This window comes from Sphingomonas populi, assembly GCF_004208535.1.
Classification (GTDB): Bacteria; Pseudomonadota; Alphaproteobacteria; order Sphingomonadales; family Sphingomonadaceae; genus Sphingomonas; species Sphingomonas populi.
This window is the reverse complement of sequence record NZ_SGIS01000016.1, coordinates 67,759-94,257: the sequence shown is the minus strand read 5'-3', so window position 1 is coordinate 94,257 and position 26,499 is coordinate 67,759. Positions and strand designations below refer to the sequence as shown.

Sequence of the window (26,499 nt, the reverse complement as noted above, 5' to 3'; positions counted from 1 at the left end):
ATGGGAATGTTGGACCGTGCTCGCGCGGCGATCGACGGCTGGCGCAGCTCGGCCGCGTCGTCCGACGCGATCGTCGCCGGCGCCGATGGGCTGAACGACCCGGGCGGCATGACCGTGTTCAATCTGCTCGGCCGAGCAGGCGGACGCGAACCGATGTGTGAGGCGCGCGCGCTCAGCGTGCCGGCGGTGTTTCGTGCGCTCGAGGTGCTGTGCGGTCTGTTCGCGATGACGCCGTTTCATTATTACCGCCGGGTCGGCGACGGCAAGGAGCGGATCGACGACGCGCCTCAGGCGCAGATCTTCCTGACCAGCGCGAACGCGGTCCAGCCGGCCTTTCTGCTCAAGGAGCTGATGCTCGGCGACCTGCTGATGTGCGGCCGGTTTGGCTCGTATATCCACCGCGACGCGCTCTACCGCCCTTCGGCGCTATCGCGGCTGCTTCCGACGGCGATCGCGCCAGTGCATCATTGGGACAAGGTCGATGGCCTCGAGATGTTTTATGACGCGCAGCTGCCGGACGGCTCGCGCGAGCGGCTGTCGCGCAACGATATCTTCTACGTGCCGGGCTTCAGCCGTGACGGGCTATGCGGACTCGACCGGCTGAAGCTGCTCGGCAACACGTTCGAGGCGGCCGCGTCCACCAACGAGTTCGCAGCGCGCTTCTGGGATAACAACGCCCAGCCGTCGACCGTACTGACCACCAAGGGCAAGGTCGCGGCCGACGAGAAGCTGAAGATCCGCAACGACTGGCAGCAGCGGTTCTCGGGTCCGCGCAATGCCGGCGCGACCGCCGTGCTCGACCAGGAGATGAAGGTCGAGTTTCTCAGCGTCAACAACAAGGAGTCGCAGTTCGTTGAGACGCGCGGCTTCAGCGTGGTTGAAGTGGCGCGTGCGTTCGGTGTTCCCCCGCACGTCCTGTTCGAACTGACCCGGGCAACCTTCTCGAACATCGAGCAGCAGAGCCTCGAGCTCTACCTCTACACCATGCTCGGCCATTTCGAGCGCGCGGCCTCGTACATGACGCACCAGTTCGCCGAGCCGGGCTGCTTCTTCGAAGCGATGCCGGAGGCGATGCTGAAGGGTGACATCACCACCCGTTATGCCGCGTACCAGATCGCGATCGACAAGGGCATCCTGAACCCCAACGAGGTCCGCCGGCGCGAGAACATCAACGATCGCCCGGGCGGCAACGAATACCGCGTTGGGTCCGGGTCACAGATCGAGGGCCAGCAACCCGCGAAGCCGGTCGATCACCGGCCGCCCGCGCCAGCGCCCAGCAAAGAGGAAGACCAATGAGGCACCACGTGCTCGCTGCGATCCGCTCGCAGCCTTGGGCGATCATGCCCGGCTATCTCGAGGCGATCGAGGCGATCGCTCTGCGGGTGCTCGACGATCCCGCGGTACTGGCGCTGAAGAACGACGGTCACGCCGATCGCCAGATCTCGGCGGTGGCGCAGATGGGCGCACGCGCGCCGGCCACTCGCACCTCGATGCTGCGCGACGGCGTCGGGATGCTGCCAGTGATGGGGCCGGTGTTCCCGCGCGCGAACATCATGACCGAGTTTTCGGGAGCGAGCTCGCTCGACGTCGCAGCGGCCGACCTCCGCGCGCTGAACGCCTCGCCCGACGTGCAGAACATCCTGATGGTGATCGACAGCCCGGGCGGCGCGGTCGCCCAGGTCAATGATTTTGCCCGCATGGTCGCGACCTCGCCAAAGCCGGTTTCGGTCCATGTCACCGGACTGTGCTGCTCGGCCGCTTACTGGATCGGCAGTTCGGCCGCCGGCGGCATGAGCCTCGACCCGACCGGTGTCGTCGGCTCGATTGGCGTGATGATCTCGACGTCGTATCAGGTCGAGCCCGACGCCGACGGCCGGCGCGACCTGGACCTCACCAGTTCCAACGCGCCCAACAAGCGCCCCGACCTCTCGACCGAGGAGGGGCAGGCGCAGATCCGCCAGATGCTCGACGCGATCGAGGATGTCTTCATCGCGAACGTGGCCAAGGGTCGCGGCGTGACCGAGGCCGTCGTGCGACGCGACTTCGGAGCCGGCGGCACCCTGACCGGCAAGGCGGCCAAGGCGGCTGGCATGGTCGACCGCATCGAGCCGGATGGTCTCGATGGGGCGATCAGCCGGCTTGCCAAGGCCGGCCCGGCAACGCCCCGGCGGACGGCCGCGGCGAACACCCTGACGCTCGCGCACGCACGCGCGGCCCTCTGAAACCCACCAAGGAGAATGTGTCCATGCGCATCACCGCGCTCAAGACCAGCCTGGCGGCCGTCGTAGCATCGATGGACGGCATCCTGGCGACTGCCTCGACCGACAACGATCGCGACCTCACCGCCGAGGAGCAGACCAGCTTCGACGCCAAGGCGATCGAGGCGAAGGATCTGCAGGCGAAGATCGCCCGCGAAGAAAGCGTCCTCGCGCTGAAGGCCAGCGCCGCCACTCCGGTCGTCCTGCCCGGCGCCACGCAGCCCGGCACCGTGCCGGCGGCCGTCGCCGAGAAGCCCGAACCCGGCGCGATGGTCGGTCGTATCGCGATCGCGCTTGCCGCGACCGGAGGCCGTGATCAGCGCGCGATGGCCGACCACGCCCAGCAGATCTGGGGCGAACAGACCGGCCAGATCGTCGCCAACATGGAGCAGTCGACCGCGACCAAGGGCGGCTACCTCGTCGACACCGCCTACAGTGCGGACTTCATCGGCTTGCTTCGGCCCAAGGTCGTGATCCGCAACGCCGGCGCGCGATCGGTGCCGATGCCGGACGGCAACATCACCATGCGCAAGCAGACCGGCACGACCAGCGCCGGCTATGTCGGCGAGCGGACGCCGGCGCCGACGACCGACATCGCCGTCGGTTCGCTCAGCATGTCCGCGAAGACGCTGCGTGCTTTGGTGCCGATCACCAACCAGCTGCTGCGCCGCGCAGCGTTCGGCGTTGACGCTATGGTGCGCGACGACCTGGTCACCTCGGCTGCGATCAAGGAGGACCAGCAGTTCCTGCGCGGTACCGGCAGCGATCTCGCACCGGCCGGCCTGCGCAGCCTGATCGTGGCCGGCAACGTGTTGACCATGACCGCCAACCCGACGCTCGTCACCGTCCGTTCGGACATGGCGCGGCTGAAGCTCAAGGTGGTCAACGCCAACGTGCCGCTGTCGAAGTGCGCGTACATCATGTCGCCGACCTCGCAGTCGTTCCTCGAGAACATCACCGACGCGAACGGCAACAAGGCGTTCCCGGAAGTCGCGCAGGGCCGTTTCGGCATCTACCCGATCTACGTCACCACCTCGGTGCCGGACAATCTCGGTGCCGGCAGCAATGAGTCGGAGATCTACTTCGGCGACTTCGAGCAGTTCCTGATCGGCGATACCTATCAGGTGACGCTCGCTGCATCGGACAGCGCGGCCTACGACGACAACGGCACGATCCGCTCGGCCTTCTCGAACGACGAGACGGTGATCCGGCTGATCGAGGAGCACGACACCGAGCTCCGCTACGATGCCGCCTTCGCGGTGCTCACCGGGGTCGTCTGGAAGCCGTGAACCGCCTGACGGCCTAGCCGTCACCGTCACCACCACCACCACCGCAAAGGGCGCCCGCGTGGCGCCCTTTGCGCATCCGGAGAGCCGAACATGGCCGTTAAGTTCCTGAAGCCCTGCCAGCAGGGCACCCTCTACACCAAGGGCGAGATCGCCGGCTTCGACAAGGAAACCGAGGCCGCGCTGGTCAAGCAGGGTTTCGCCGAAGCGGTGAAGCCGGCCGACAAGCCGAACGCCTGATTCTACGCCGGCGGGGAGCGATATGTCAGATCTGATCCCGCTCCCCGTCGCGCGCGAGCACCTGCGCATCGGCGACGAGGTTTCCGATACCACTCTCGACGCGCTGATCGCGGCGGCCGAGCAGGGCCTCGCCAACCACCTCGGCCGGGACGCCCTGATCGGCGCGACCGGCTGGCCGAGCGCCGACGCGGTCCCAGTGAATGTTGTTCATGCGGTCAAGCTGGTGCTGACCGCGCTCTACGACAACCGCGACACGCCGCTCGAGGACATCGCCGGCGTGCGCTTCCTGGTCGAATATTACATCGTCGTGAGCGTCGGCTGATGGCGCGCGCCTCCCTCGCCACGCGGCTGCGCGAGCGCGTCGTGATCCAGCGGAACGATCGCACCAAGTCCGGCACCGGCTTCGTTTCGAAGTGGGTCGACGTCGCGCCGGTCTTCGCCGAGGTGCTGCCGATCAAGGGCGGCGGCGAGGCATTCGCGCAAGGCATCCAGCGGCAGACCGAGTTTTTCCGCGTGACGCTCCGGTTCCGCTCGGACGTGACCCCGCAGCACCGCCTGATCTGGAAGAAGCGCGGCGGCGTCGACCAGGCGCTCGATATCCGCACCTGCGCCGATCCCGACAATCGCGGCGAGGCCCTGCTGATCCACGCCGAAACGGGGGTACCCGCCTGATGTCGAAAGTTCGCGGCGCGATCTCGGTTCGGCGGTTGCTCCAACGCGCTCCGAACGCTGTGCGCGCCGAGATCGCCTCGACGCTGACGCAGGCCGCGCCGGTACTGGAAGGGGCGATGGTCGCGCGCGCGCCGCGCGGGAAGACCGGGCGGCTGATCGCCGGTCTCGGCTGGAAATTCTACCCGAAGACGTTGCGCCTGATCGTCGGTTTCATCGGTGTCCGACTCAACCGCAAGCTATTCTATGCCCGGATCGTCGAAGGCGGCCGGCGCGCCCAAGTTGTGACCGTGCAGCGCCGGAAGGTCGGCCGCTCCGGGCTTCGCCATCGCCGCAAGCGCTTTGAGGATATCGCCTCGACCTACCAGCTGCGCGTGAAGGCCCGTCAGCCGCACCATTTCGTCTACACCCCCGAGACGAACCTGCGCAGCTTCCTCGCTCGGCGCCTCAATGGCATTTGGGACCGCGCGCTCCGGCGCATAGCGGATACTGGCAATGAGTAGCCCGATCGCGGCGGCCGAGCTCGGCATCTTCGACGCGCTCTCCGCCGGCGTGACGCTGGCGCCGGTGTTTCAGGATGTGCCCGATGGCACGACCGCGCCGATCGTCATCCTCGCCGAGCTCTCCGGCGACCCGATCGGCGGGAAGGGCTCGCGATCCCTGCGGCTCAGCCTGACCGTGACGACCGAGGTCTGGCAGGAACAGCGCCAGCCGATCCTCGATCTTCAGGAAGAGGTCCGCGTCGCGATCGACGGCCGCAAGCTGCTCGTCGACGGCTACGAGGTCACCATGATCTCCGCCGGCAGTGAGGCGCGGCAAGTCGGCCCGGCGCAGTATTTCGGCACCAGCACCTTTGATGGTTTCGTCACACCGGCCTGATCGGCCGGTCTTCTTTCATCCCTCGGCCCGGCTGATTGCCCGGCCATCTTCATGGAGGCTCTAATGGGCATCAGGCTCGGCAACGATCATCTGCTTTGGGTTAAGATTGGCGCCGCGGCGGCCGTTCCCGTCCTCGGGCAAGGTGATCTCTCGATCAAGCGCGGCGCCAAGTCGATCGACACCTCGTCGAAGACGTCTGGCGGATGGGACACCTCGGCTGGCGGCAATCGAACCGGCTCGGCGACCCTCAAGCTCAACCCTGAACTGCCGGATGCGGGCTACACGGCCTTCGAAACCGTCGGCAAGAGCGCGCCGCCGCAGAACTTTGGCATCGAGGTTCGCAAGGGTGGTCTCGATGGCACCGAGGACGATACCGTATTCGCCTGCACGGTGTGGTGCGGCGACTTCAACGACGATTACCCGAAGGATGGCGTCGTCAGTCTCGATACCACCTTCAACTTCGCCGGCGCGCCGACGGTCGACACCCTGAAGTGAGCGATTTCGCGAACGCGGTGCGCGGCGAGGTCGAGCTCGACCTCGCCGGCACCACCTTCGTTCTGCGCCCGTCCTACGAGGCTGTGGTGGCGTGCGAGGCGCAGACCGGCTTGTCGCTCACTGACCTCGCGCTTGCGGCCGACAGTGGCGCTCTGAAGCTCGACGCGGCCGCTACGGTCACGACCGAGCTCATCCGTGCCTGGGGCAAGGAAACGAAGACCAGCAGCGTCGTCGGCGTTCAACGCGACAAGATCGGCAAGCTCATCTACGCGATGGGCGTGATGCTGGTGCTGCCGCGCCTCGCGATCGTGCTGCTGAACGCCGCCTCCGGAGGTGTCGAAGCCTCGGGAAAATTGAAGCCGATCCCGGAGATGATGACCCCGCCCGGTATCGGCGAAAACTCGCCGGGGTCGCCGGCGCCGCCCTCGGATGGGACGCCGCCAAGTTCTGGTCGAGCACGTCGCACGAGTTCTTCGCGGCGTTCGAAGCCTGGAAGCAAATGAATTGCCCGGAGACGTGAGGCGCGATAGTCGTCGCCTCATGCGCTCCGCAGCAATTCTTTGCCTAGTCTTGGCGCTCAGCGGATGCGCCGGTGGCCTCCGGTCTAAGGAGGAAGCCGAGCAGCTGGTGCCGGCCGACATCGCGTATAAGATGACGCGAGATCAGTGGCCAAGCTGGTATGAGGATTTCGGCGCGCCGCGCATATCGCAGATCTCGGCCGAGCAGCGTCCGGCCGCGATCAGGGCGGCGCGCGAGCCGAAATGCGATAGTGTCGAAAGCCTGGCGATGGACCGCAGCACGCCGACCGACATTGGCTTCGACGTGGATTGCAAGAACGGCCAGCGCATCCGCATTTACGAGACGGATCTCCGCTCCGTCAGCTGACGCCGGCGGCAACTCGCCGCCGCCCCCTATAATCGCGACCTGATCGTCTCGCCGCTCGGCGCGGCGACCGTCGCCATGCGCGCAAGGAGAGGTCATGGCCGATAGCCCTGACATCCGGCAGCTGCTGCTCCAGGTGGACGCGACCACCGAGCTTCTGCGCCGCAATCTTGATCGCGCGGTAGCGGAGGTCGGGCGATTCCAGCAGGGCGCGCAGCGCTCACTCGACGCGACCGACCGGGGCTTCAACAATCTCGGGCGCGGCATCGAGCGCATCGTGCCCGCGATCGACCGCACCAACGCGCGGATCACGTCGATCGGCGCGACGACCGTGCGGATCCAGCATCAGGTCGAGGCATCGTCAAACGCGATCGCGACTGCCTTCACGCGCGCCGGTGGCGCGCTGGCGGCGGTGTTCGCGGTCGATAAGGTCAAGGAATATGCGGACGGCTACACCCGCTTCACCAACTCGCTGAGGGTCGCCAACCTCGAAGGCGCGCGACTCACCGCTACGCAAGAGGCGCTTTTCGCGACGGCGCAGAAGTACGGCGTGAACGTCGAAGCGATCGGCGACCTATACGGGCGCGCTGCGCAGGCCGCCCACGGCATCGGCGCTACGGATGGCGACGTCCTCAAGTTCAGCAACGCCGTCGCGGCAGCGGTGAAGGTACAGGGCGGCTCGGCCGAGTCCGCCAAGGACACGATCATCCAGTTGGGCCAGGCGCTCGACTCCGGCGTCGTTCACGCCCAGGAATACAACTCGGTTACGACCGGGCTGTACCCGTTGCTTCAGGCGGTGGCAGCGACGTCGGATAAATATGCCGGTTCGGTCGCCAATATCCGCAAGGAGATGCTCGCCGGCAAGCTGACCAGCGCCGATTTCTTCGCCGAGATCGTCAAGGCGCAGGAAGTGCTCGAGAAACGCGCCGGCAGCGCCAATCTGACGATCAGCGCTTCGCTTCAGGTGCTCGACAATGCGCTTGGGCGCTACATCGGACAGACGGACGAGAGCCTGTCGGCGACCGCTCGGTTCGGCGGCGGTATCAAGCTACTCGCTGACAACTTGGACACGGTGCTCCCCGCTCTCACGTCGATCGCTGTGGCCTATGGCGCCGTCAAGGCCGGCTCGGCGGTGCTCGCCGGTGCTGATCTCGCACTCGGCGCGCAGCGAGGTACGATCGCGGCGATTTTGCAGGGGAATGCCGCCTACGTCGACCAGATCGGCATCCGCGCGCGCCTTGCCGTTGCAGCGCAGGCTGAAGCTGCTGCCGAGGTGACCGCTATCGAGAGGACGATCGCGGCGCGGGCCGCAGAACGGGCAGCACTTCAAGAATCGATCGTGGAAACGAACGCCCTTGCCGCAGCGAAACGGGCGGAGGCGGCTTTTGCCGCGAATTCGAACATCAACAACACCGTCGGCCGCACGGCCGCGATCAAAGCCCAGGTGGAGGCTGAGAACCGGGCCGCATTCGCCGCGCAGCGTGTAGCCGATATGCGCGCTCGCCAAACGGTCGTGACCGTCGAACTGGCAGCGGCCGAGCAGGAACTCGCGATCGCGCAGGCTCGCGCGGCCGTTGCGGCGGAAGCTGCAGCGGCGGCGACGGCGGCCGCCACGATCGGCGCACGTGCAGCCGCGCTGGCCTCCTCGCTGTTCGCCGGCGCGCTCAATCTGGTCACCGGAGCGGTGCCCCTGATCGCGATCGCCGCCCTGGTCGGCGCGATCATCCACTACAGCGGCGAAGCGGGACGCGCGCAGGAGCAGACCCGAGCATTTACTGAGCGACACAAGGAAGCTGCCGCGGCGCTCGAGCGCACCTCGATCTACGGGAGGGCCGCTGCAACGGCCATCGCGCAGAGTGGCAGCGCGGCATCGACGGCAGCGGGCGGAATGGCGCGTTTCGCCGGCGCTGTGGGCCAAGCCGCGGCAAACCTCCGCGAGCTCGCGCGTCAGCGCAAGCAGGACGCGCTGCAATCCCAGGCTGACGTCCAGAACAACGCGCAGAAGACGATCCGCGAAGCGTCGAGCCGCATCGCGGGGCGGCAGTACGCCCAAGTGGTCAACGGCGTAGTGGTGGCGCGGGGCTCGAGCGATTCGGCGGCCGACGCAGCCGATCGGGCGGCGATCGCGAAGGCGCAGCAAGACCAGGCGAGCGCTCGGACCGAATATAACCGGCTGAAGGGCCTCTCGCTACCGGTCTACGCCGGCAGTGATGCGACCGGCGGCGTCGATATTCCGCAGAAGCTGCTGGAGATGCGCAACGATCTGCGGATCGCGCAGGCCGGCGGCAACAAGTCCGACATCAACAAGCTCAAGGCACAGGTCTACGAGCTCACCCAATACCAGGCTTACCGCAAGGCCGGCCTGTCCGACGAGACAGCGCGCTCCAAGTCGAGTGAGGACGCCGAGCAGCTGCGCGCTGCCGGGCAGAGCAAGATCGACGCCGGCAACGCGAAGGCCGGCGCGGCCGCGGGCAGGCGTGCGGATGCTCAGGCGAAGGCGGAGGCGCGCCGGCAGGCCGCAGCGGTCAAAGACGAGGCGGCCGATACCCGCGCCTACATGACCGCCGAGCGCCAGGCCAACGATGCGCTGGCAGCGGCACACGCCGATCTGACCAACTCGGCGGCCGAGCGCGCGCAGATCGAGCGTGACCGCGTCGAGGCTGACCGCAAGAACCGCAACGACGAACTGGCCGAACAGGCGAAACAGGGCCGGTTCGGCGATCCCAAGACAGCGGCGGCGCGCGTGAAGGCGCTTCAAGATCTGAACGATCGGGCTGCGATCGCGCAGACTGCGGTCATCAATCTCAAGGAGCAGCGCCAGAAGGACGACGACGCGGCCGCGCTCGCAGCCCACCAAATCGACATCAAACGCGATTCCGTTGGTGTCGAGGAGCAGCTGGCGACCACCGCGAAGGATCGCGCGGCCAAAGAACTCGAATTGCTCGACCTGCAGAAGCAGGAGGAGAAAATCCGCCTCGAGCGGATCCTGGCAGCGAACAGCGGCGCGTCGCAGGGCGAACGCGCCCAGGCGAAGCTCGATTATGACACGCTCGACGATCGCTACGCGGTCAAACAGACGGCAGTTGCGGTTCAGAACGCCGGCCCGATGGAGCAATATCGCCGCCAGCTGTCGAGCGACGTTGGAGATCTCGGCACCGCGTTCGATGGGTTGAAGACCGACGCGATCAAGGGCGTGGCGGATGATTTCCAGAGCGCAGCCGTCGCGGCATTGCACCTTCATGGCGTGCTTGGCACTGTCTTGAGCGACCTGATCAAGATCGGCACCGAAAAGCTGATCCTCAGCATCATCGGGGCGCCGCTCGGTCTCTCCACCGGCGGCAAGATCCCCGGCAAGGCGACCGGTGGCAAGATCAGCGGCGAAGGCACCGGCACGTCGGACAGCATCTTCGCGCTGATTGACGGCCGCGACCCGCTGATGGTGTCGAACGGCGAGTCGATCGTCAACGAACGCGCCACGCGCGAGTATTGGCCGGTCATTGACGCCATGAACCGCGGCACACTGCGGAAGCGGATTCGCGGGTTAGCGGCGGGCGGGCGGATCAATCCAGCCGCGCTCGTGCAGCCCTCCGTGCCGGACATGCGCGCGATCGGCGAGGCTCAGCGCGCGGCGATCCCGCCCCAGTTCATCTATGTCGCGGTCGACAAGTCGGAGTTGTTCGACGTGCACGTCCAACGCGCCGCAGCGCCGCTCGCGCAGGCCGCGATCGTCTCCGGTAGCCAGATGGCACAGCAGGAAAGCGCCGAAGCTGCGCTTCAGCGGATCCCGACATGAGCTATCCAATCACTGGTCCGATCCTACTTCCTTCCGAGCCCGCGCTGAAAACCGACACGCCGGCCATGCTCGATTGGGGTGGCCCGCTCACCCCGCAGAATGGCGGCGCAGTGCAGACGCTGATGCGGCTCGGCACACGTCACTCGCTCGATTTCGTCATGCCCCCGATGCTGACCGAGCCTCACGGCCGGATCTGGGCAGCTAAGCTCAAGCTCGCCAAGCTTTTCGGTGCGCTGTTGCCCTTCGGACAGGACGGTTTCGTCATCGGCGCGCCGGGCTCGCCGGTCGTCAACGGCACCGGCCAGAGCGGCATGCTCCTCAACATGCGGGGGTTCACGCCGCGCTATACGGTCAAGTTCGGGCAGGCGTTCAGCCTGGTCCACCTCGGCCATCGCTTCATCTACTTCGCCGCCGATCAGGGAACGGCTGGGGCGGACGGAGGACTGTTGCTCCCGATATTCCCAATGCTCCGCGCGATCCCCGTCGATGGCGATGCCTGCGAATTTGGCAAGCCGATGATCGAAGGTTCTCTGTCGATGGGTGGATCCAACAAGATCGGCCAAGATCGCGACACCGCGCCTTGGTCGACCTTCGGCACCATCACGATCACCGAAAACGAATAGCGCATGTCAGAACTGTCGCCCCAACTCGCCGCGGCGCTCCGCGGCGAGCGACCGCTGCTGTTCGGCGCGGTCGAGATCAACCTGCCCAACAATTACGACCTGCTGCTGCTCGATGGCGCCGGCGAACTGATGATCCCGAATTCGCCTACCACCGCGCGCAAGTTCGTCGGCCGCGATCCGGTCTATGGCGTGCTCGACACGATCAAGGGCCTCGCCGACGCGCTTGGCGGCACCGCGCCCTCGGTTTCGCTCGGGCTGATCCCCTCGGCAACAGCCTCGCTGGCGAAGCTCGTAGATCCGGCGGTGCAAGGCTCGCCGGTAACGATCAGCATGGGCTGCATAGACATGTGGACCGGCCTCGTCGTGCCGACCCCATATGTCCTGTTCGTCGGCGAGCTCGATGTGCCGACCGTCAATTGGGACAGCAACGATCGGCGGCTCGAGTTCACCGTCACTTCGATCGCCGAACGGCTGTTCGCGACCGAAGAGGGCCTGCGCCTCTCCGACGCCTTCCACCAGCATGTCTGGCCCGGCGAGCTCGGCCTCGCCTTCGTCACCGCGGTCGAGACCTATGTGCCGTGGGGCCAGAAGCTCGACACCAGCGCGATCGAGACGCGCACCAATAACCCGTCGCTCGGCGCGATCACCGGGAACCGCACATGACCGACCACGCCCTTATCCGGCGCCGTGACGCGGCGCAGGCGACGCTCGACGCCTGGTCGACGCGGCCGCTGAAGCTCGGCACGGCTGATTGCGTCCGCATGACGGCGATGCATCTGCGCCGGCTGGGCTACAAGGTGAAGCTGCCACCCTCGGGCAGCTATCGTTCGGTCGTCACCGCCACGAAGCGGCTGCGCGAGGCCGGGCATGCCTCGATCTCGGACGCGCTCGACGCGCTCGGCCTCGAGCGGATCACGCCGGCGGCGGCGATCGTCGGCGATATCATCCTGATGCCGGCCGAGCACGAGCTCGGCGCGCTGGTGATCTGCATGGGCAACGGTCGGGTCGCAGGTTGGCACGACGACGTCGCCGGCGGCGTGGTCGTTATGCAGCCTCTGCAGATGACGGCCGCGTGGCGGGCCGATCCACGATGAAGGTACTGAAGATCGCCGCGATCGTCGTCGGCGCCGTCGCGCTCGCAGCGACCGGCGTTGGCCTGGCCGCAGGCTTCTCCCTTGGCGCGACGCTTGGCGCGATCGGCGGCGTCGCCGGCGCGATCGGGCTAAGCGGCTTTGCGGCGACGGCGTTCACCGGCCTCATCGCCAGCGCGGCGCTGTACACGCTGGGCCAAGGGCTCAGTCTGGTCGAGGGACTATTCCCCAAACCGTCGCAAGGCGGTTCGCAAACCAAGTGGAAAGCCGACCCTTACGCTGGGTTGCCGTACGCGATGGGACGGACGCTTGTGTCGGGGAACATCGTCTACCGGCGCGGGCACGGCCCCAGCAACAAGTTCCAGACTTTCGTGACGGTGCTGGGTATCTGCACCGCCGCGTCGATCGACACGTCGTTCTACAACAAGACGACGGTCGGGTTTGACGCCGGCGGCAACGCGATCGGCACGTACCGCAACCAGATCTACCAGCGCACGCAGTTGGGCGCATGCCCGGAGCCGAGCGCGTTGGTTCCGCCGATCGACCAGCCGACCGGCTGGACCTCGGCGCACAAGCTGTCCGGCATGTCGGCGGTGATGACCACCCTCGCCTATGACGCGAAGGACAAGGACGGCCTCACCGCCGAGCCTGCACCGGGCTGGATCGGGCATTGGGCCAAGGTCTACGATCCGCGGCTCGACAGCACCTACCCCGGCGGTTCCGGGCCGTGCCGCGCGTTCCTGGAAGACACCTATGTCTGGTCGGAGAACCCGCACCTTCACGCGCTGACTTGGACGCTCGGCCGCTACCAGAACGGCAAGCGCGTCGCCGGCATCGGCGGTTCGAAGTTCGTCGATCGCGCCAAGATCACCGGCGTCGACGTCGCCAGCTTCGTCGAGGGCGCGAACCTCGACGACGCACGCGGCTGGACGATCGGCGGCCAGATCGTCACGCGGCCGGATACGCTTTGGAACAGCCTCAAGCTGATGCTTCAGGCGGGCGGCGCGCAGCCGGCGCTGATCGGCGGCGTGATCACCGCGATCAACCGCGCGCCGCGCGTGAGCCTCGCCACGATCACGCGCGACGATATCGTCGGCAAGTGCAGTTTCGCCGGCACGCAGCGCCGGCGCGCCCGTATCAACGGCATCATCCCGAGCTATCGCTCAGAGGCGCACGATTGGGAGATCGTGCCGGCGGACATTGTCCAGGTCGCCGACTTCGTGGCGCTCGATGGCGATGAGCGCACGCAGGACGCCACCTACCAACTGGTGCAGGACGTCCACCAGGTGTCGCAGTTGGCGATCTACGACATCTACGATGCGCGGGAGGCTGGCCCGGGCACGATCCCGCTCAAGCCCTGGTGGCTGAACTACAAGGTCGGCGATTGCGTCACCTTCGAGCCTGAAGACGATCTCTCGATCAAGGTGCTGATCACCGGCCGCGCGATCGAGGCGCAGTCGGGCGTTGTCACCTATACCGTCGCCGGCGAAACCGACGGCAAGCACGCCTATGCGCTCGGGCAGACCGGCGTCGCGCCGCCGATCGCGTCGCTCGTATATGACGAAAGCGTTCCCGCGCCAGGCGCAGAGGAGTGGACGTTGGTCGGCGCCACGATCGCCGACAATGGCGCGCAACTTCCCATACTGTCGCTGACCGGAGCGGTCGGCATCCCCAGCGCCGACGCCGTCGTCTTCGACTTCCGACCGTATGATCCCGCGCAATCTGCAGGCGACGGGTGGCGGGGCGCTTCGATCGATTCCCCGACGACGACGCACAAGGAGTTCTCCGGTGTCACGCCCGGCACGCAATATCAGGTCGGCGTGCGCTATCGTATGCGCGGGGTTACGGGCGATCGCCTGATCCTGGGCCCGGTCACCGCCGGCAGCTTCGAGGCGCCGATCAAGCCCGGCGCGCCGAACTCGGTCAGCCTGCCGATCAGCGGCACCGCCTCGACGCCGATCGCGGGCGGCGGTGGCACCACGTGGAAGACCTTGTGGTCGCAATCGGCCGTCCTTTCCGGACCCGGCTCGATCACCGCGATCGCGACGCTGCAGCAGAGTTTCCCGGACGGCGACAAGACCTGGAATGCTCGCCTGATGATCGATGGTGAGATTGTATCCAGTGGCGGTGGCCAGAAGACTGCCGACTCGGTCGCGCTCAGCGGCGAAATCGACAGGCCGGGCGGCACGTATGTGATCTCGCTTCAGTCCGCGACAGACGAGTCCGTCTCCGCCGGGAACCGCTTCGTCACGATCCTCAGATTTTACGGAGAGTGACGATGCACGTCGCCTATTACGACCCCGCGACCGGCGCGATCGAACAATGCACTTCCGGCGATCGTGCCTCGCTGGAGGCTGATCCCCGCCCGTTCGTCGAGCTCGAAAAGCGCCCACCGATCGGTTTCGACGCCAAGCACCGCGTGGTCGATGGCGCCGTCGTGCCGATCGCCTGATCTCTCCCAAAGGACAACCGATCATGATCAATGCTCAATCGGTGCCGTTCGGCATCGATCGTGGTGCGCCGCGCATCTTCACGATCGAGGTCATCGGGATCGATCTCACCGGCGCGGACCTGCATGCGCAGATCCGCCTGACGCGCGATGCGCCGGGCGACCCGATCGTCGATCTTCCGAAGGTGACCGACGCGACGATCGCCGGCGTGCGCCTAGTGGCGACTGACACCAGCGGCACGCTGCCGGTGAGTTGGATTCGCCTGCAGATCCCGGCCATGACGACCGGCACCGGTGCGGGCCAGCTTCCACCGGCGGCCGAGCTCGGCGACGATCTCACCGTCTATTGGGATATGTTCGTCACCCCAGCCGGGCGAACCACCGATCGCTGGTTCTACGGCCCGGTGACTGTGTCCGCGACGGTGACGAAGTCGGCGTCGCTGGCCCCACTAGTCAACGACCCGCTGCCCGGTGCCGACGCGGTCGCGACTCTCGTCGGCGCCGATCTCACGGTAACGCTCGCCGGCGCCGCGCTAATCCAGCCGCTGCTCGATCGGGCGGACGGTTCGGCCGCTGCCGCAGTCGAGGCCGCCGCGCATGCTGAAACCAAGGCGCAGCAGGCGACCGACGCCGCCACCGCAGCAGCTGAGCAAATCGGCTCGCTTGCAGCGCCGCGCGCTGCCGCGTTCGTCGACGACACGAACGTCGCCGGCGGCTACGCTCCGATCGCGACGCTCGCGGCTCTGTCGAGCACCGATCCGGCGACTGGCATCCCCGTGGCCCGCCGCAAGGCGGGTATGCGCCGCAAGGTGCTTGGCGACGACGGCACCGGCGTGTCGGGGCGGGATTTCGTCCTCGGCACAGATCTCGTGACGTGGACGGGCCTGCCGACCTCGGCGGAGATCTCCGCCTATGCGGACGGTCGCGCGCAGGCCGTGCTCGATGCCGTGGCGCCGCTCGGCAAAAACAAAGCGGACGCCTTTGCGCCAGGCGTCGTGGATGGCTTTTACATCAATGCGGCCGGCCAGCTCACCGCCAACGCGACCTATTCGGTCACGGACTATGTGCCGGTGCTGGCGAACACCACGTACACGCGCAGCTTCGCGAATCAGATGTGCTATTTCGACGCGGCGAAGACCGTGATCGCCGGGGGCACTTCGAACGCGACCTTCACGACGCCGGCCAGGACTGCGTTCGTCCGCATGACCATCGCGACCGCCACCAAGGCGAGCTTCCAACTCGAACTGGGCGGCGCGGCGACCGCCTTCATCCCCTACGGTCGGTTCGTGCCGGCCTCGCTTCTGCCGCAGATCATCGACGCGATGGTGCGCGACGGCACGCTTTCCAAGAAGAAGCTGTCGTTCACAGCACCCGACCGCAACCTCGCCGATCCTGCGATCTTCACGGCAGGTTTCTATGTCAGCAGCGTCTCGGGGGCGCTGACCGCGAACGCGAACTACACCGCCACGGGGTTCATCCCCGTTGTGGGCGGCGCGACCTATGCCCGCAGCTTCGCGCATCAGATGGCATGGTACGATGCCTCGCAGACGTTCATCTCAGGCGTCGATTTTGCGGGCGGGTCCGTTCTTGTGTCCCCCGCCAACGCGGCTTTCGCCCGGCTCAGCGTCGCGACTGCCTCCGCCGCGACTTTCCAGTTCGAAGCCGGATCTGCGCCGACTGCCTTTGCGCCCTACAATCTGGTGGTTGGCACCGGCAGCTTGCCGGCCGCCCTTGCGGGACTGATCCAGGGTGTTCCCGGATCGTTGCCGGCAGCGGCATTGCCGGATGGTTCGCTCGGCCTGTCCAAGATGAGCTTCGTCCAGGCCGGCAAGAACCTTTTCAATCCAGCCGACCCGGGCGTAGCGGCTGGCAATTTCGTCAGTTCGGCCAATGGCGCGCTCACGGCCAACAGCAACTACACCGCCACCGGGTTCATTCCCGTCAATGCCGGCAACACCTATGCGCGCAGCTATTCGAACCAGATGGCTTGGTTCAACGCCGCCAAACAGTACATCTCCGGGCAAGGCTCGGCGGACGGGGCTATCGTTACGGCACCTGCGGGCGCGGCGTATGCCCGGCTGAGCGTAGCGGCCGCGTCGCTCGCGACCTTCCAGTTCGAAGCTGGCGCGGTAGCGACGGCCTATGCGGCTTATGCGCCGGTGATAGCGTTGGCCGCCCTGCCGGCGGCGCTTGCCGCGTTGCTTTCGAACACGGCATTGTCCGTGCTGAGCGGACAAGCTCTTCAGGAAAAGTCGGTCCCGATCTCCAAGGTCACTTTTGCCAACGCCAGCCGCAACCTGTTCAACCCCGGCGATGCGGACGTAGCGCCCGGCAATTACGTCAGTTCTGGCAGTGGAGCGCTGACCGCGAACGCGAACTATGTCGCGACCGGTTTCATCCCGGTTGTCGCTGGCACCACCTACGCGCGCAGCTTCGCCAACCAGATGGCATGGTACACTGCGGGCAAGGTGTTTATCTCAGGGCAATCGACCGCAGACGGCGCCGTTGTCACCGCGCCCGCAGGCGCCGCCTTCGCTCGTCTTACCGTTTCGACGGCGGCGCTTGCGACCTTCCAGTTCGAGGCGGGATCGGCGCCGACCAGCTATGTGGCCTTTGGCTACACGATCGATCCGAGCGCTCTCCCGGCCTCGCCGCCGAGCAACGCGCCACAGGTGAATGAGGCACTGTACGCGGCAGGTCAGCCCAAGGGCCTGCTGTACATGCCCGAGCGGCTACGCGCGACGAAGATGGTCCTGGCCAAGCTGAACTTCCTCAAGCGGGGCCTCTCGACAGATGCCGCGACCTGGGGGTCTCTGCACGTCGGGGACAGCTACATGGCGTCGGCGCCGCGCTGGATGCAGAAATATGCCATGTCCATGCAGGACGATTACGGCAACGCGGGGCCGGGCTGGTGTGGCTTTGGTTATCAGGTCGGGCAACCGACCTCATTCAACGGGAGCGCGCGCCCTGATCTGGTGAACATGAGTTCGCTGGGCGCGCCCGGCACGGTCTACAACGCGCAGAACGGCAGTCCCGACCTTGCGGCGATCGTCCTACAGGCAGCGGGCGACGCGATTCGCGCCCGCTATGTCGGCACCGTTGATATCGCGAAGCTGACGCTGCACTATATCGCCGCTGCGAACACCTCGGTCGATTATGACTTCGGCGGCACGGTCACCAACCTGCCGCTGAGCGGCACGCCGGGCACCCACCAGACGGTCGTCATCACCCCGCCGGCCGGCACGTGGTACTTTACGGTCAAGTTCAACACCGGCACCGCCACCATTCCCGGATGCGATATGCGGACGGCTTTGTCCGGCGCGTATATCCACAAGCTCGGCGGCTCTGGTTCGCAGACGTCGCACTGGCTGGCCGTCGATCAGGCCCAGCTCGCGGCGGCATGGGCATCGCTGATCGATCCGCCCTCGATCGGTGCGACCCTGTTCGACATCGAGCTTGGCACGAACGACCAGAGCGGAGCGCGGCCAGCGGCAACGATGGGCGCGAACATGCAGGCGATCGGCCTGCTGGCGAAAACGGCAGTGCCCCATGCCGATATTCTGCTCGGTACGCCGCCCATCAACGGAAAATACTCGGTGCCGCCGATGCCGGCCTATGCGGAGGCGGTACGGGCGGTCGCCGGCGCGCAGAAGTGGGCGCACATCAACATGCAGGAGGCGTTCGGCGAAACCTACGCCGAGTACGGCTACACCGGCAACACGTCCGGGCGCGTGTGGTTTCAGAGCGACGACTATCATCCCGAGGGCATCAGGGGCGGTGCAGCCTATGCCGGCGCGCATATCCAGGCCGTGGTTCCATACTGATGCGCGATCTCGATTACACCGGCTCCTCCGGCGGCCTGCTCGCGCTCGCCTTCGGCGCAGGCTGGTCGGCGGCAACCCTGATGTGGCTCGCCGTCGCTGGTTTCCTGTGGCGGTATTTTTGGGAGCCGCAGATTGCGCAGCTGAAGGCCGATAACCTCGCCAACCGCGAGCAGATCATGCGCCTCGAGACGGCGCTGCTGATCCACGGCTCGGCAAACGTGCAGCGCGCGATCCGCGCCACCGCGCCCGAAGTCACCGCCGACTAGGCGGCAATCCCCAAGGAGAATTACGATGGCGATGAATTCCACGCCGGGGATCGCGCGCGCGATCGCCGGCGCCCTTAGTGCCGTCTCGCTCGCGGCCCTGGCGTTGGCAGTACCGGCGCTGAAGGTTGACGAGGGCAAGGTAAACACCGGCTACCTCGATATTGCCAGGATCCCGACCGAGTGCTTCGGCCATACTGGCCCGGAGGTCCGCGTCGGCGTCACCCGGTCGGATGCGTACTGCGAGGCGAAGCTCGCCGGCGACGCCGAGACGCACCTGCGCGGCGTGCTCGCCTGCACGCCGACGCTTGCCGATCGGCGCTACCAACTCGCGGCCGCGACGCGGACCGCCTTCAACATCGGCGTCGCCGCCTTCTGCAAATCGACGATCGCGCGGAAGTTCAACGCGCGCGACTGGCGCGGCGGCTGTGACGCCATCCTCCTCTTCAACAAGGCGCGCGTGCGCGGCCAGCTGGTCGTCGTCGCTGGCCTTGCGAAGCGTCGCGCGCGCGAGCGCGCGATGTGCCTGACCGACCTCTGAAGGAGCGACCTATGCTGAAACTGAACCTCAAGCGCCTGCTCATCGATGACGCGAAGCGCTGGTACAAGCTCGCCTCGGCCCAACTGGCGATCGCCGGCGGCGTCATCGTCGCCGGCGTCGTCGCCGATCCGACGATCGTCGGTCAGGTGGTGGCCGTGCTGCCGGCCGCTCTGGTGCCGTTTGCACCGCCGGTGGTGGGGGTGATCGCCGCTGCGGTGCCGATCGTCGTGCGGCTCTGGCGGCAGACGCCGCCGTCCACGCCGGCACCTGCGACGGACTGAAGATCACTCTCGACGCACCTCGCGCACGCTGGCATAGCCGGGCCGTTCGATCGGACGTAGCCGAAAGGTCGAACCCGCGCGCGCGCGGTCAGCAAGGTCACCGGTTCTCCGGGTGGCCTGCGAAATAGAAGACCCTTCGGGGGAATACGTAGGGCGCAGTTGCCTTGCTCTGCGCGGCTAACCGCCCGGTACCAGGCGGCGAAGCTGCCGGGTACCGGCCCAGTGTTCCCCCGAAGCCACTCCCTGAATTCGGCGCCTATTGCGCCACCGAGATCCGCGACTCTGTCGCGGCCCCGCCGATCGCTTCGATCGGCGCCCACCTGCGCGCGTAGCCGACGTGCTTCCATCCCAAAGGACGAAGACACGAATGAGCAGCATCGCTGTGAGAACACCCGCGCCATATCTGGGCGGGAAGCGTAATCTGGCCCGCCACCTGGTCGGCCTGATCGGCGAGACGCCACACCGGACCTATGTCGAACCGTTTGTCGGCATGGGCGGCATCTTCCTCAAGCGACATCAGCCTGCGCCCGTCGAGGTGATCAACGATCTCTCGCGCGACGTCGCCACGCTGTTCCGGATCCTGCAGCGCCACTACGAGGCGTTCATCGACACGCTCAAATGGCAGCTTACCAGCCGCGTCGACTTCGAGCGGCTGATGGCGGTCAACCCCGATACGCTCACCGACCTCGAACGCGCGGCGCGCTTTTTGTACCTTCAGAAGCTCGCCTTCGGCGGGAAGGTGACAGGCCGCAATTTCGGCGTCACCCGTTCACCCGGTCGCTTCGACGTGACCAAGCTCCGGGAGTATCTCCCGGAGATCCACGAACGGCTCGCCGGCGTGACGATCGAGTGCTTGCCCTACGCCGACGTGATCCGGCGCTACGATGCTGCCGACACGCTGTTCTACCTCGACCCGCCCTACTGGAATTGCGAAAAAGACTATGGCGATGGCTTCGAGCGGGCGGACTTCGAGCGCCTGGCCGAGCAGCTCGCCGGCATCGCCGGCCGGTTCATTCTATCCATCAACGACACGCCCGGTGCCCGGGCGGCGTTCGCCCGCTTTAGTCTCTCGGACATCGAGACGACCTATAGTGTGGGCTCAGCAAGCGCCGGGCGCGGACTGCGCGTCGGCGAGCTCATCGTCCGAAACTGAGGATTGATGGGGGTATCGGCTGGGGTACGCCCCCCACGCCGATACCGCTGAACACCGCAGAAAACCGTCAGTTCTCGCACGACGCGGCGGAGGGATTGTCCGCCGCGTCAGTCCGTTTCGCTAAAAGAGAAGCCCGGCATTTTCTTGCGTAGATGCTTCTGCATCAGCGGTTTGAAATTCAGAGCAATTTCTTTCAGCCTTTGGTCGTTACGCGTCCAAGCCTCTTGCGCGTCGGCGATCAAAGTATTGATGGGCACCCCGCGCCGAAGGAACTCGGTTTCCTCCGTCTGATTCATTGGATGAAGAAAGTGGCCGTCGATCTTTTTCTCGGCCGGCCTGAGGGTCAAGAAAAGAGAGTCTCGCATCTCTCTCCAAAGATCGAGATAATGCAGGTTCGAAAGATAATTTTCGACTGATATCGTTATTTCTCCTGCATATTTGATCTCACCAAATTTCATAAGTAAAGCGATTTCAGTACGATCCAAAAGCAACACCTCGTCGCGTGTGACCGGGCCGGGCGGGTCCATCCAGAGAAACGGATTGTCTTGTTCCATCGCTCTTAGATTTAATGGAATCTCCTGAAAAAGGACCGGCTTAAGCGAACTGTTTCGTTCTCCAAGCCTCCAAATCTTAAATCCAAGCTGCCGCGCGGTCGTCACCTCCTCGGCTCTTTTTTGGCGCCGCTCCTTTGGGAACGCGAAAAAATAGCCCGACAGAGCGAGCAACACCGCGAGCGACGAAGCTATACCCGATACCCAATTCGCCCAAGTACCAGGCTCGAGGCACCACCCGCCGAGTGAGCAGTAAGTTTCTGCCGCGGTGCTCGCACTGATCGACATCTGACGCTTCCTCCCCTTCAATGATGGAGCTTGTATGCTCAGCAACGCCGCGGTGAAAGCCGCGCGGCCGCGTTCGCGCGCCTACAAAATGTTCGACGAACGCGGGCTGCACCTGCATGTCGCCACCAGCGGCCGCGCGACGTGGCGGCTCAAGTATCGGCTCGCCGGCGCCGAACAGTTGCTGACGATCGGGAGCTTCCCCGAAATCTCGCTCAATGCAGCGCGCGGGCACCTCGAGGTGGCGCGCGAGCAGATCGCGCGCGGCATCAAGCCCCCGTCGCCGGCGGCGACGGCCGCGGCGCTGATGACGTTCGAGCAGGTCGCTCGCTCCTGGCACGCGCGCCGCCAGTCCGGATGGACGGAGACGCACGCGGCCGACGTGCTCGCGAGCCTCGAGCGCGACGTGTTCGCGCCGATCGGCGCGTTCCCTTGCGACGAGATTAGCGCGTCCGGCGTGCGCGAGCTCCTGGAAGTCGTCGAGGCGCGCGGCCGAATCGAGACGGCGCGCCGACTGCGCCAGCGCATCGAGGCGATCTTCGCCTTCGCCATCTCGCACGACCAAGCCACGGCCAATCCGGCGAAGCCCGTCGCGGCCGCGCTCGCGGCGGCGCCGCGCCGGCGGCGCCAGCCGGCGCTGCTGACGATCGTCGACGCGCGCGCGCTGCTCGCCGCCTGCGACCGCGCGGCCGGCCGGCCGATCGTGCGGCTCGCCTCGCGCTTCCTCGCCTTGACGGCAGTGCGCCTGGACGCGCTGCGCGGCGCGCGCTGGGCGGAGATCGAGGATCTCGACGGCCCGGCCCCAGTGTGGCGCGTGCCGGCGGCGCGTATGAAGCTCGCCCGGGTGAAGAAGGCCGACGCGGCTTTCGACCATCTCGTGCCACTCGCGCCGGCGGCGGTGGAGATCCTGCGCGGCGCACGTGCGATCGGTAACGGCGGAGAGCTCATCTTTCCGGGCGCGCGTGGCGATCTGCCGTTCGCCGAGGGCGCGATCGGCGACCTGTACGATCGCGCGGGCTACGCCGGGCGGCACGTACCGCACGGCTGGCGCGCCACGTTCTCGACGGTGATGAACGAGGCGCTGCCGGCGGAACGCGACGTCATCGATCGAGCGCTCGGCCACACGCTAAAGCGCGACGACGGCCGAGAGGCGAAGGTCGAGGCGGCATATAACCGAAGCGAGCAGTTGGAGCGGCGTCGCGCCGTCCTCGATCGCTGGGCCCAGGATCTATGCGCCGCCTGATCGTCGGCGCGGCTGGGCGACCGGTCGAACCCGTTTGGCACGGATCGTGATCCTCCCCCTCGCCGAGCACGGGGCGGCGCAAGCCGCCTCGCACCGACAGCCGGGTCTTGGCGGTCGGGTGAGTGGGGCGGGCCGTTTCGGCCGGGGGAGCATCAAATTATGCATGGGATCGCCCTAAGCGATCCCATTCCTTTTCATCTTCATCCCCTGCAGGCGGATAGCGTACATTTCATGTGCTCGCGTTGGCGACAGAAACGCCAAGGGCGGCAAGGGCTTCGTACAGGCCGTGAGGGTCCGCTGCGGGCACCGTGGGGGCACCAGGCGCGACCGTTGGGGGCACCTTGCCCAGCCGGCGCAGCTTGGCCGTGAGCAGCTGGACGAACCGCTGCCACGTCCGCCGGGCCATCTGGCGGCGGTGGTCGAAAAAGTACGCGTTGGACGTTTGCTCGCGTTGCGGCGCGAACGCGCCTTCGTTGCCGGTGGCGATGCTCCGGCGCACCCAGGCGATGAACCCGTGCTTGCGAAGCCGCTGAAGCGCGCCGACCACGCTGTTGCGGTGGCAACCGGCGTCAGCCGCGATCGTGTCGATCGCTGGGAACAGCTTGCCGGTGCGAAACTCGACCCGTTTGATCAGCGCCCCGAGGATCGTGACGTCGATTCGGCGTAGCGCTTCGCGATCGGCATCGAGCAGCTGCTCGAGCTTGGATCTCTCCATGCGCAGCGCTGCGGCCTGGCCGGGCGGCGCCGCTATGCCGGCATCGATGCGCGCCAGCTCGGCCGCGACCTCGTCGCGCCGTATCCTCGCCTCGCGGATCTTCGCGCGAGGATTCTCGCGCCAGTGCTGAAGCCGATGCTCCTCGGCCGCCTGAAGCAGCGCCTCGCGATGCGCGAGCCCTTCCCCAACCGTCCCCTTGCCAATCGGCGCCCAGGGTTTCGCCCGTGCGTCGTCAACGTCGTAGCTGTTCCGCATCACGCACCGATCGCGGCCGCGCTCCTTGCCGCTAAGCCTTGCGCCGAGGCTCTTTGCGAACTGGCGCGCCTGCCGCGCCGTGGCCCCTGCCCCGCTCACCGTGCGAGGCCGGATTGGGCCGCTGTCGCGGACCGTCGAGCAGCGATTCGGGCGGCGCGAGGCCCTCGGTCAGCATGTCCGCCCACTCCTGCGCGATCTCGCGGCGGCGGGGCATATATGCGGCGCGGTTGTAAGTCGCCTCGACGCCCTGCTGGACGTGCGCGAGCATCAGGTCGATGATCGCGCGATCGCCGACGCGGTTCTTCGCCTCGGCCAGTTCGTTCATGATCGTCGAGAACGTCGACCGCCAGCCGTGTGGGACATGCTTCCCCGACAGACCCGCCTCGCGATACACCTTGCTGATCGTCGCATCGCTGATCGGATTGCGTGCGAGGCGGACCGATCGGAAGATCAGCGGCCCGTTGGAAAGCGTCATCGCCGCTCTCAGCACCGCTACGGCTTGGCGCGACAGCGGGACGAGGAACTCCATCGCAGGATCGTCCTTGCGTTCCTGTATGAGCTTCATCCGCGCCGCCGGCACGCGCCAGAGCGGCTCCGCGCCGTCGAGATCCTCGAACTCCGAGCGAATCGCGCCACGCACAATCTGCGAACGCACCGAGGTCAGCGCCAGCAGCCGCGACGCCAGCTTGGTCAACGGGTGCCCCGGCTGCGCCTCGGTGACCTCGAGCACCTCGCGCGCGGCCTCGATCGAGCGCACCGCCGGGAACTGCCGCTTGCGTACCTTGCCGAGCGCCTTCCCCGCGATCGCCGCCGGATCGCCGTCCGCGATCCCGCTGCCCACCGCCAGCGCGAAGACCTCGGAGATCCGCTGACGCACGCGATGCGCCGTCTCGACCGCCCCGCGCTGTTCGATCGGCCGCAGCACCTTCAGCACCAACGGCGTCGTCACGTCGCGAATCGGCAGCTTGCCGATCTTCGGGAAGACGTCCTTCTCGAGACTGTCGATCACGATCTTCGCGTAGCGTTTCGACCATGCCGGCGCTTGGCTCGCGTACCAGTCGCGCGCGACCGTCTCGAACGTGCTGCCTGCGCGCGCCACATGCTCGGCCGCTCGCTGCACCTTGTGAACCGAAGGGTCGATCCCCTGCCGCAGTTGGCGCGCCGCGTCCTCGCGCAGTTCGCGCGCCTCGCTCAGCTTCACGTCCGGGAACGTGCCGAAGACCAGCCGCTTCTCCTTCGGGCCGATCCGATACTTCCACCGCCACGACTTCACGCCGCTCGGTAGCACCTCCAGATAGAGGCCCTTGCCATCGGACAGCTTGTAGGGCTTCTCGCGGGGCGCGGCCTTCTGGCACGCCAGAGCGGAGAGCTTGTCGGTCTTCTTCACCGGCGCGGGCGGCACGGATGCCCCCGTCATGCGATGCCCCCAACGTTTCTGATCGCTGCCCCCAAAATGCCCCCACCGCGCACGTGCTTGATAGAGATAGATTGAGGCCGAATGAGACAACCGGCAACCCCCAAGCGCTGGGGAAACAACGGTTTTTGAGCCGTTGGGAAACAACCCGAGATGAAGGGTTGGTGGACAGGGCTGGATTCGAACCAGCGTACGCTTGCACGGGCAGATTTACAGTCTGCTGCCTTTAACCACTCGGCCACCTGTCCAGATTGGGCCGCTAAAAAAGCGAGGCGTGCCAATGCCGACCTCGAAGCCCCCTGTCAACGCCCCACAGCGGCAAATCGTGGCCGAGACTTGCATGCGGGCAGCGCGGCGCATACCGAACGGCCAGATTCCTCGCCGGGGACGTTGATCCCCTCGCTTATTCGGACGACGCTTCATGATGACCTGTGCCGATCTCCCTCCCCTTCCCTGCCCGCCTGAAGCCCGGCGAGTGCCGAACTGATGGCGCGGCGTGGACATCGCCCGTCGCAGGCGCCCGCCGGTCGGCCGCGCTTCTGGGGCCGCCATGCGGTGATCGCCGCGCTCGCCAACCCCGATCGCGTCGTGCGCAAGATGTGGGCGACGCGCGAGGCGCTGGCGAGCCTCGACATCCCGCCGGTGATCCCGATCACCTATGCCGAAGTCACCGATCTGGCGCGGCTGGTGCCGTCCGACGCGCCGCATCAGGGGCTGGTGGCGGAGGTCGATCCGCTCGAGGATATCTGGCTCGGCGATCTGCTCGAACAGGGCGCTGACGATCGCCGCCCGCTGCTGGTGCTCGATCAGGTGACCGATCCGCACAATGTCGGCGCGATCCTGCGCTCGGCGGCGGCGTTCGATGCGCTCGGCATCATCACGCCGGACCGCAACGCGCCGCCCGAATCGGGGACGATCGCGCGTGCCGCCTCGGGCGCGCTGGAGATGGTGCCGTGGGTGCGCGTGGTGAACCTGGCGCGCGCGCTCGAAGAGATCGCCGAGGCCGGCTTCTGGCGCGTCGGACTGACCGGCGAGGCACCGCAGACGCTCGAACAGGCGATGGGGCAGCAGCGCGTCGCGCTGGTGCTCGGCGCAGAAGGCGAAGGCATGCGGCAGAACACCGCCGCGCATTGCGACGAACTCGGTCGCTTGCCGATCTCACCGCGCATGGAGAGCCTCAACGTCTCCAACGCCGCCGCAATCGCGCTCTACGCGGCGGCGACGCGGGTTTTGCCTTAACAAAAGCCGTTCGTGGCGGGGGGGGGCGGGGGGGGGGGGGCGGGGCGGCGGCGGGGCGGGGCGACGGAGA

The 26,499-nt window shown here is 66.6% G+C and carries 27 protein-coding genes and 1 tRNA gene; 24 read left to right on the top strand and 4 right to left on the bottom strand.

The genetic code is table 11. The annotated features are described in order from the left end of the window. The 22 genes from EWE75_RS12110 to EWE75_RS12015 all read left to right on the top strand — a co-directional run bounded on the left by EWE75_RS12110 (position 1) and on the right by EWE75_RS12015 (position 20,727). Positions 1 to 1,296 carry a phage portal protein gene (locus EWE75_RS12110; protein WP_130157767.1) on the top strand — a complete coding sequence of 432 codons (1,296 nt, stop codon included), beginning with the start codon at positions 1 to 3 and terminating at the stop codon, positions 1,294 to 1,296. A gap of 8 nt (positions 1,297 to 1,304) precedes the next feature. Then, entirely contained in the window at positions 1,305 to 2,222 is a 918-nt protein-coding gene (locus tag EWE75_RS12105) for a S49 family peptidase (RefSeq protein WP_165388361.1), read from the top strand. 23 nt (positions 2,223 to 2,245) lie between these two features. Then, on the top strand, positions 2,246 to 3,547 hold the full coding sequence (locus tag EWE75_RS12100; protein WP_130157763.1) for a phage major capsid protein: 1,302 nt from the start codon (positions 2,246 to 2,248) through the stop codon (positions 3,545 to 3,547). Between the two features lie 90 nt (positions 3,548 to 3,637). Continuing rightward, the gene (locus EWE75_RS25045) at positions 3,638 to 3,784 is read left to right on the top strand and encodes a hypothetical protein (RefSeq protein ID WP_165388360.1); all 147 of its coding nucleotides are present in this window, start codon (positions 3,638 to 3,640) and stop codon (positions 3,782 to 3,784) included. A 22-nt stretch (positions 3,785 to 3,806) separates the two neighbouring features. Then, the gene (locus tag EWE75_RS12095; RefSeq protein ID WP_130157761.1) at positions 3,807 to 4,106 is read left to right on the top strand and encodes a head-tail connector protein; all 300 of its coding nucleotides are present in this window, start codon (positions 3,807 to 3,809) and stop codon (positions 4,104 to 4,106) included. Beyond that, positions 4,106 to 4,456: a head-tail adaptor protein gene (locus EWE75_RS12090; RefSeq protein ID WP_130157759.1), complete on the top strand. Its 351-nt coding sequence runs from the start codon at positions 4,106 to 4,108 to the stop codon at positions 4,454 to 4,456. Before EWE75_RS12095 ends, EWE75_RS12090 begins: the two co-directional genes overlap by 1 nt. Before the next feature lie 59 nt (positions 4,457 to 4,515). Beyond that, positions 4,516 to 4,956 carry an HK97 gp10 family phage protein gene (locus tag EWE75_RS12085; RefSeq protein ID WP_130157756.1) on the top strand — a complete coding sequence of 147 codons (441 nt, stop codon included), beginning with the start codon at positions 4,516 to 4,518 and terminating at the stop codon, positions 4,954 to 4,956. After that, entirely contained in the window at positions 4,949 to 5,332 is a 384-nt protein-coding gene (locus EWE75_RS12080; protein ID WP_130157754.1) for a hypothetical protein, read from the top strand. The genes EWE75_RS12085 and EWE75_RS12080 overlap by 8 nt, the downstream gene beginning before the upstream one ends. Before the next feature lie 63 nt (positions 5,333 to 5,395). Beyond that, the gene (locus EWE75_RS12075; protein WP_165388359.1) at positions 5,396 to 5,827 is read left to right on the top strand and encodes a phage tail tube protein; all 432 of its coding nucleotides are present in this window, start codon (positions 5,396 to 5,398) and stop codon (positions 5,825 to 5,827) included. Continuing rightward, complete coding sequence (locus EWE75_RS12070; RefSeq protein ID WP_130157750.1) at positions 5,824 to 6,330, top strand: hypothetical protein; 507 nt, start codon at positions 5,824 to 5,826, stop codon at positions 6,328 to 6,330. The genes EWE75_RS12075 and EWE75_RS12070 overlap by 4 nt, the downstream gene beginning before the upstream one ends. Positions 6,331 to 6,478: 148 nt before the next feature. Further along, positions 6,479 to 6,712, top strand: a complete 234-nt coding sequence (locus EWE75_RS12065; RefSeq protein WP_130157749.1) for a hypothetical protein — start codon at positions 6,479 to 6,481, stop codon at positions 6,710 to 6,712. Positions 6,713 to 6,806: 94 nt separating this feature from the next. Continuing rightward, positions 6,807 to 10,502 (top strand): tape measure protein, encoded by a 3,696-nt coding sequence (locus EWE75_RS12060; RefSeq protein ID WP_130157747.1) that lies wholly within the window; start codon positions 6,807 to 6,809, stop codon positions 10,500 to 10,502. After that, the gene (locus EWE75_RS12055; RefSeq protein ID WP_130157745.1) at positions 10,499 to 11,125 is read left to right on the top strand and encodes a hypothetical protein; all 627 of its coding nucleotides are present in this window, start codon (positions 10,499 to 10,501) and stop codon (positions 11,123 to 11,125) included. The genes EWE75_RS12060 and EWE75_RS12055 overlap by 4 nt, the downstream gene beginning before the upstream one ends. Positions 11,126 to 11,128: 3 nt before the next feature. Beyond that, positions 11,129 to 11,788: a hypothetical protein gene (locus EWE75_RS12050; RefSeq protein WP_130157743.1), complete on the top strand. Its 660-nt coding sequence runs from the start codon at positions 11,129 to 11,131 to the stop codon at positions 11,786 to 11,788. Beyond that, the gene (locus EWE75_RS12045; RefSeq protein ID WP_130157741.1) at positions 11,785 to 12,219 is read left to right on the top strand and encodes a DUF6950 family protein; all 435 of its coding nucleotides are present in this window, start codon (positions 11,785 to 11,787) and stop codon (positions 12,217 to 12,219) included. The genes EWE75_RS12050 and EWE75_RS12045 overlap by 4 nt, the downstream gene beginning before the upstream one ends. Further along, the gene (locus EWE75_RS12040; RefSeq protein ID WP_130157739.1) at positions 12,216 to 14,492 is read left to right on the top strand and encodes a hypothetical protein; all 2,277 of its coding nucleotides are present in this window, start codon (positions 12,216 to 12,218) and stop codon (positions 14,490 to 14,492) included. Before EWE75_RS12045 ends, EWE75_RS12040 begins: the two co-directional genes overlap by 4 nt. A gap of 2 nt (positions 14,493 to 14,494) precedes the next feature. Next, entirely contained in the window at positions 14,495 to 14,668 is a 174-nt protein-coding gene (locus EWE75_RS25040; RefSeq protein WP_165388358.1) for a hypothetical protein, read from the top strand. 23 nt (positions 14,669 to 14,691) lie between these two features. Beyond that, positions 14,692 to 18,489 carry an SGNH/GDSL hydrolase family protein gene (locus EWE75_RS12035; RefSeq protein ID WP_130157737.1) on the top strand — a complete coding sequence of 1,266 codons (3,798 nt, stop codon included), beginning with the start codon at positions 14,692 to 14,694 and terminating at the stop codon, positions 18,487 to 18,489. Then, complete coding sequence (locus EWE75_RS12030; protein WP_130157735.1) at positions 18,489 to 18,755, top strand: hypothetical protein; 267 nt, start codon at positions 18,489 to 18,491, stop codon at positions 18,753 to 18,755. Before EWE75_RS12035 ends, EWE75_RS12030 begins: the two co-directional genes overlap by 1 nt. A gap of 25 nt (positions 18,756 to 18,780) precedes the next feature. Further along, on the top strand, positions 18,781 to 19,293 hold the full coding sequence (locus EWE75_RS12025) for a lysozyme (protein WP_130157733.1): 513 nt from the start codon (positions 18,781 to 18,783) through the stop codon (positions 19,291 to 19,293). Positions 19,294 to 19,304: 11 nt separating this feature from the next. Beyond that, entirely contained in the window at positions 19,305 to 19,574 is a 270-nt protein-coding gene (locus tag EWE75_RS12020) for a DUF7940 domain-containing protein (protein WP_130157731.1), read from the top strand. 367 nt (positions 19,575 to 19,941) lie between these two features. Then, complete coding sequence (locus EWE75_RS12015; protein WP_130157729.1) at positions 19,942 to 20,727, top strand: DNA adenine methylase; 786 nt, start codon at positions 19,942 to 19,944, stop codon at positions 20,725 to 20,727. A 107-nt stretch (positions 20,728 to 20,834) separates the two neighbouring features. Here the strand turns inward: EWE75_RS12015 and EWE75_RS12010 are convergent, their stop codons facing one another. Further along, on the bottom strand, positions 20,835 to 21,566 hold the full coding sequence (locus tag EWE75_RS12010; RefSeq protein ID WP_130157727.1) for a hypothetical protein: 732 nt from the start codon (positions 21,564 to 21,566) through the stop codon (positions 20,835 to 20,837). 34 nt (positions 21,567 to 21,600) lie between these two features. On the opposite strand from EWE75_RS12010, the gene EWE75_RS12005 reads away from it, so the two are divergent. Further along, positions 21,601 to 22,806 carry a tyrosine-type recombinase/integrase gene (locus tag EWE75_RS12005; protein WP_130157725.1) on the top strand — a complete coding sequence of 402 codons (1,206 nt, stop codon included), beginning with the start codon at positions 21,601 to 21,603 and terminating at the stop codon, positions 22,804 to 22,806. 229 nt (positions 22,807 to 23,035) lie between these two features. Here EWE75_RS12005 and EWE75_RS12000 read toward each other — a convergent pair whose 3' ends face one another. From EWE75_RS12000 to EWE75_RS11990, 3 genes are all read right to left on the bottom strand, one after another. Next, positions 23,036 to 23,776 carry a helix-turn-helix domain-containing protein gene (locus tag EWE75_RS12000; RefSeq protein WP_130157723.1) on the bottom strand — a complete coding sequence of 247 codons (741 nt, stop codon included), beginning with the start codon at positions 23,774 to 23,776 and terminating at the stop codon, positions 23,036 to 23,038. Positions 23,777 to 23,807: 31 nt separating this feature from the next. Then, on the bottom strand, positions 23,808 to 25,193 hold the full coding sequence (locus EWE75_RS11995) for a tyrosine-type recombinase/integrase (RefSeq protein ID WP_130157721.1): 1,386 nt from the start codon (positions 25,191 to 25,193) through the stop codon (positions 23,808 to 23,810). Positions 25,194 to 25,352: 159 nt separating this feature from the next. Next, positions 25,353 to 25,438, bottom strand: a tRNA-Tyr gene (locus tag EWE75_RS11990). A gap of 238 nt (positions 25,439 to 25,676) precedes the next feature. Here EWE75_RS11990 and rlmB point away from each other — a divergent pair. Further along, a complete protein-coding gene (gene rlmB / locus EWE75_RS11985) occupies positions 25,677 to 26,429 on the top strand; it encodes a 23S rRNA (guanosine(2251)-2'-O)-methyltransferase RlmB (RefSeq protein ID WP_130157719.1) in 753 nt (250 codons plus the stop codon). Positions 26,430 to 26,499 lie beyond the last annotated feature (70 nt).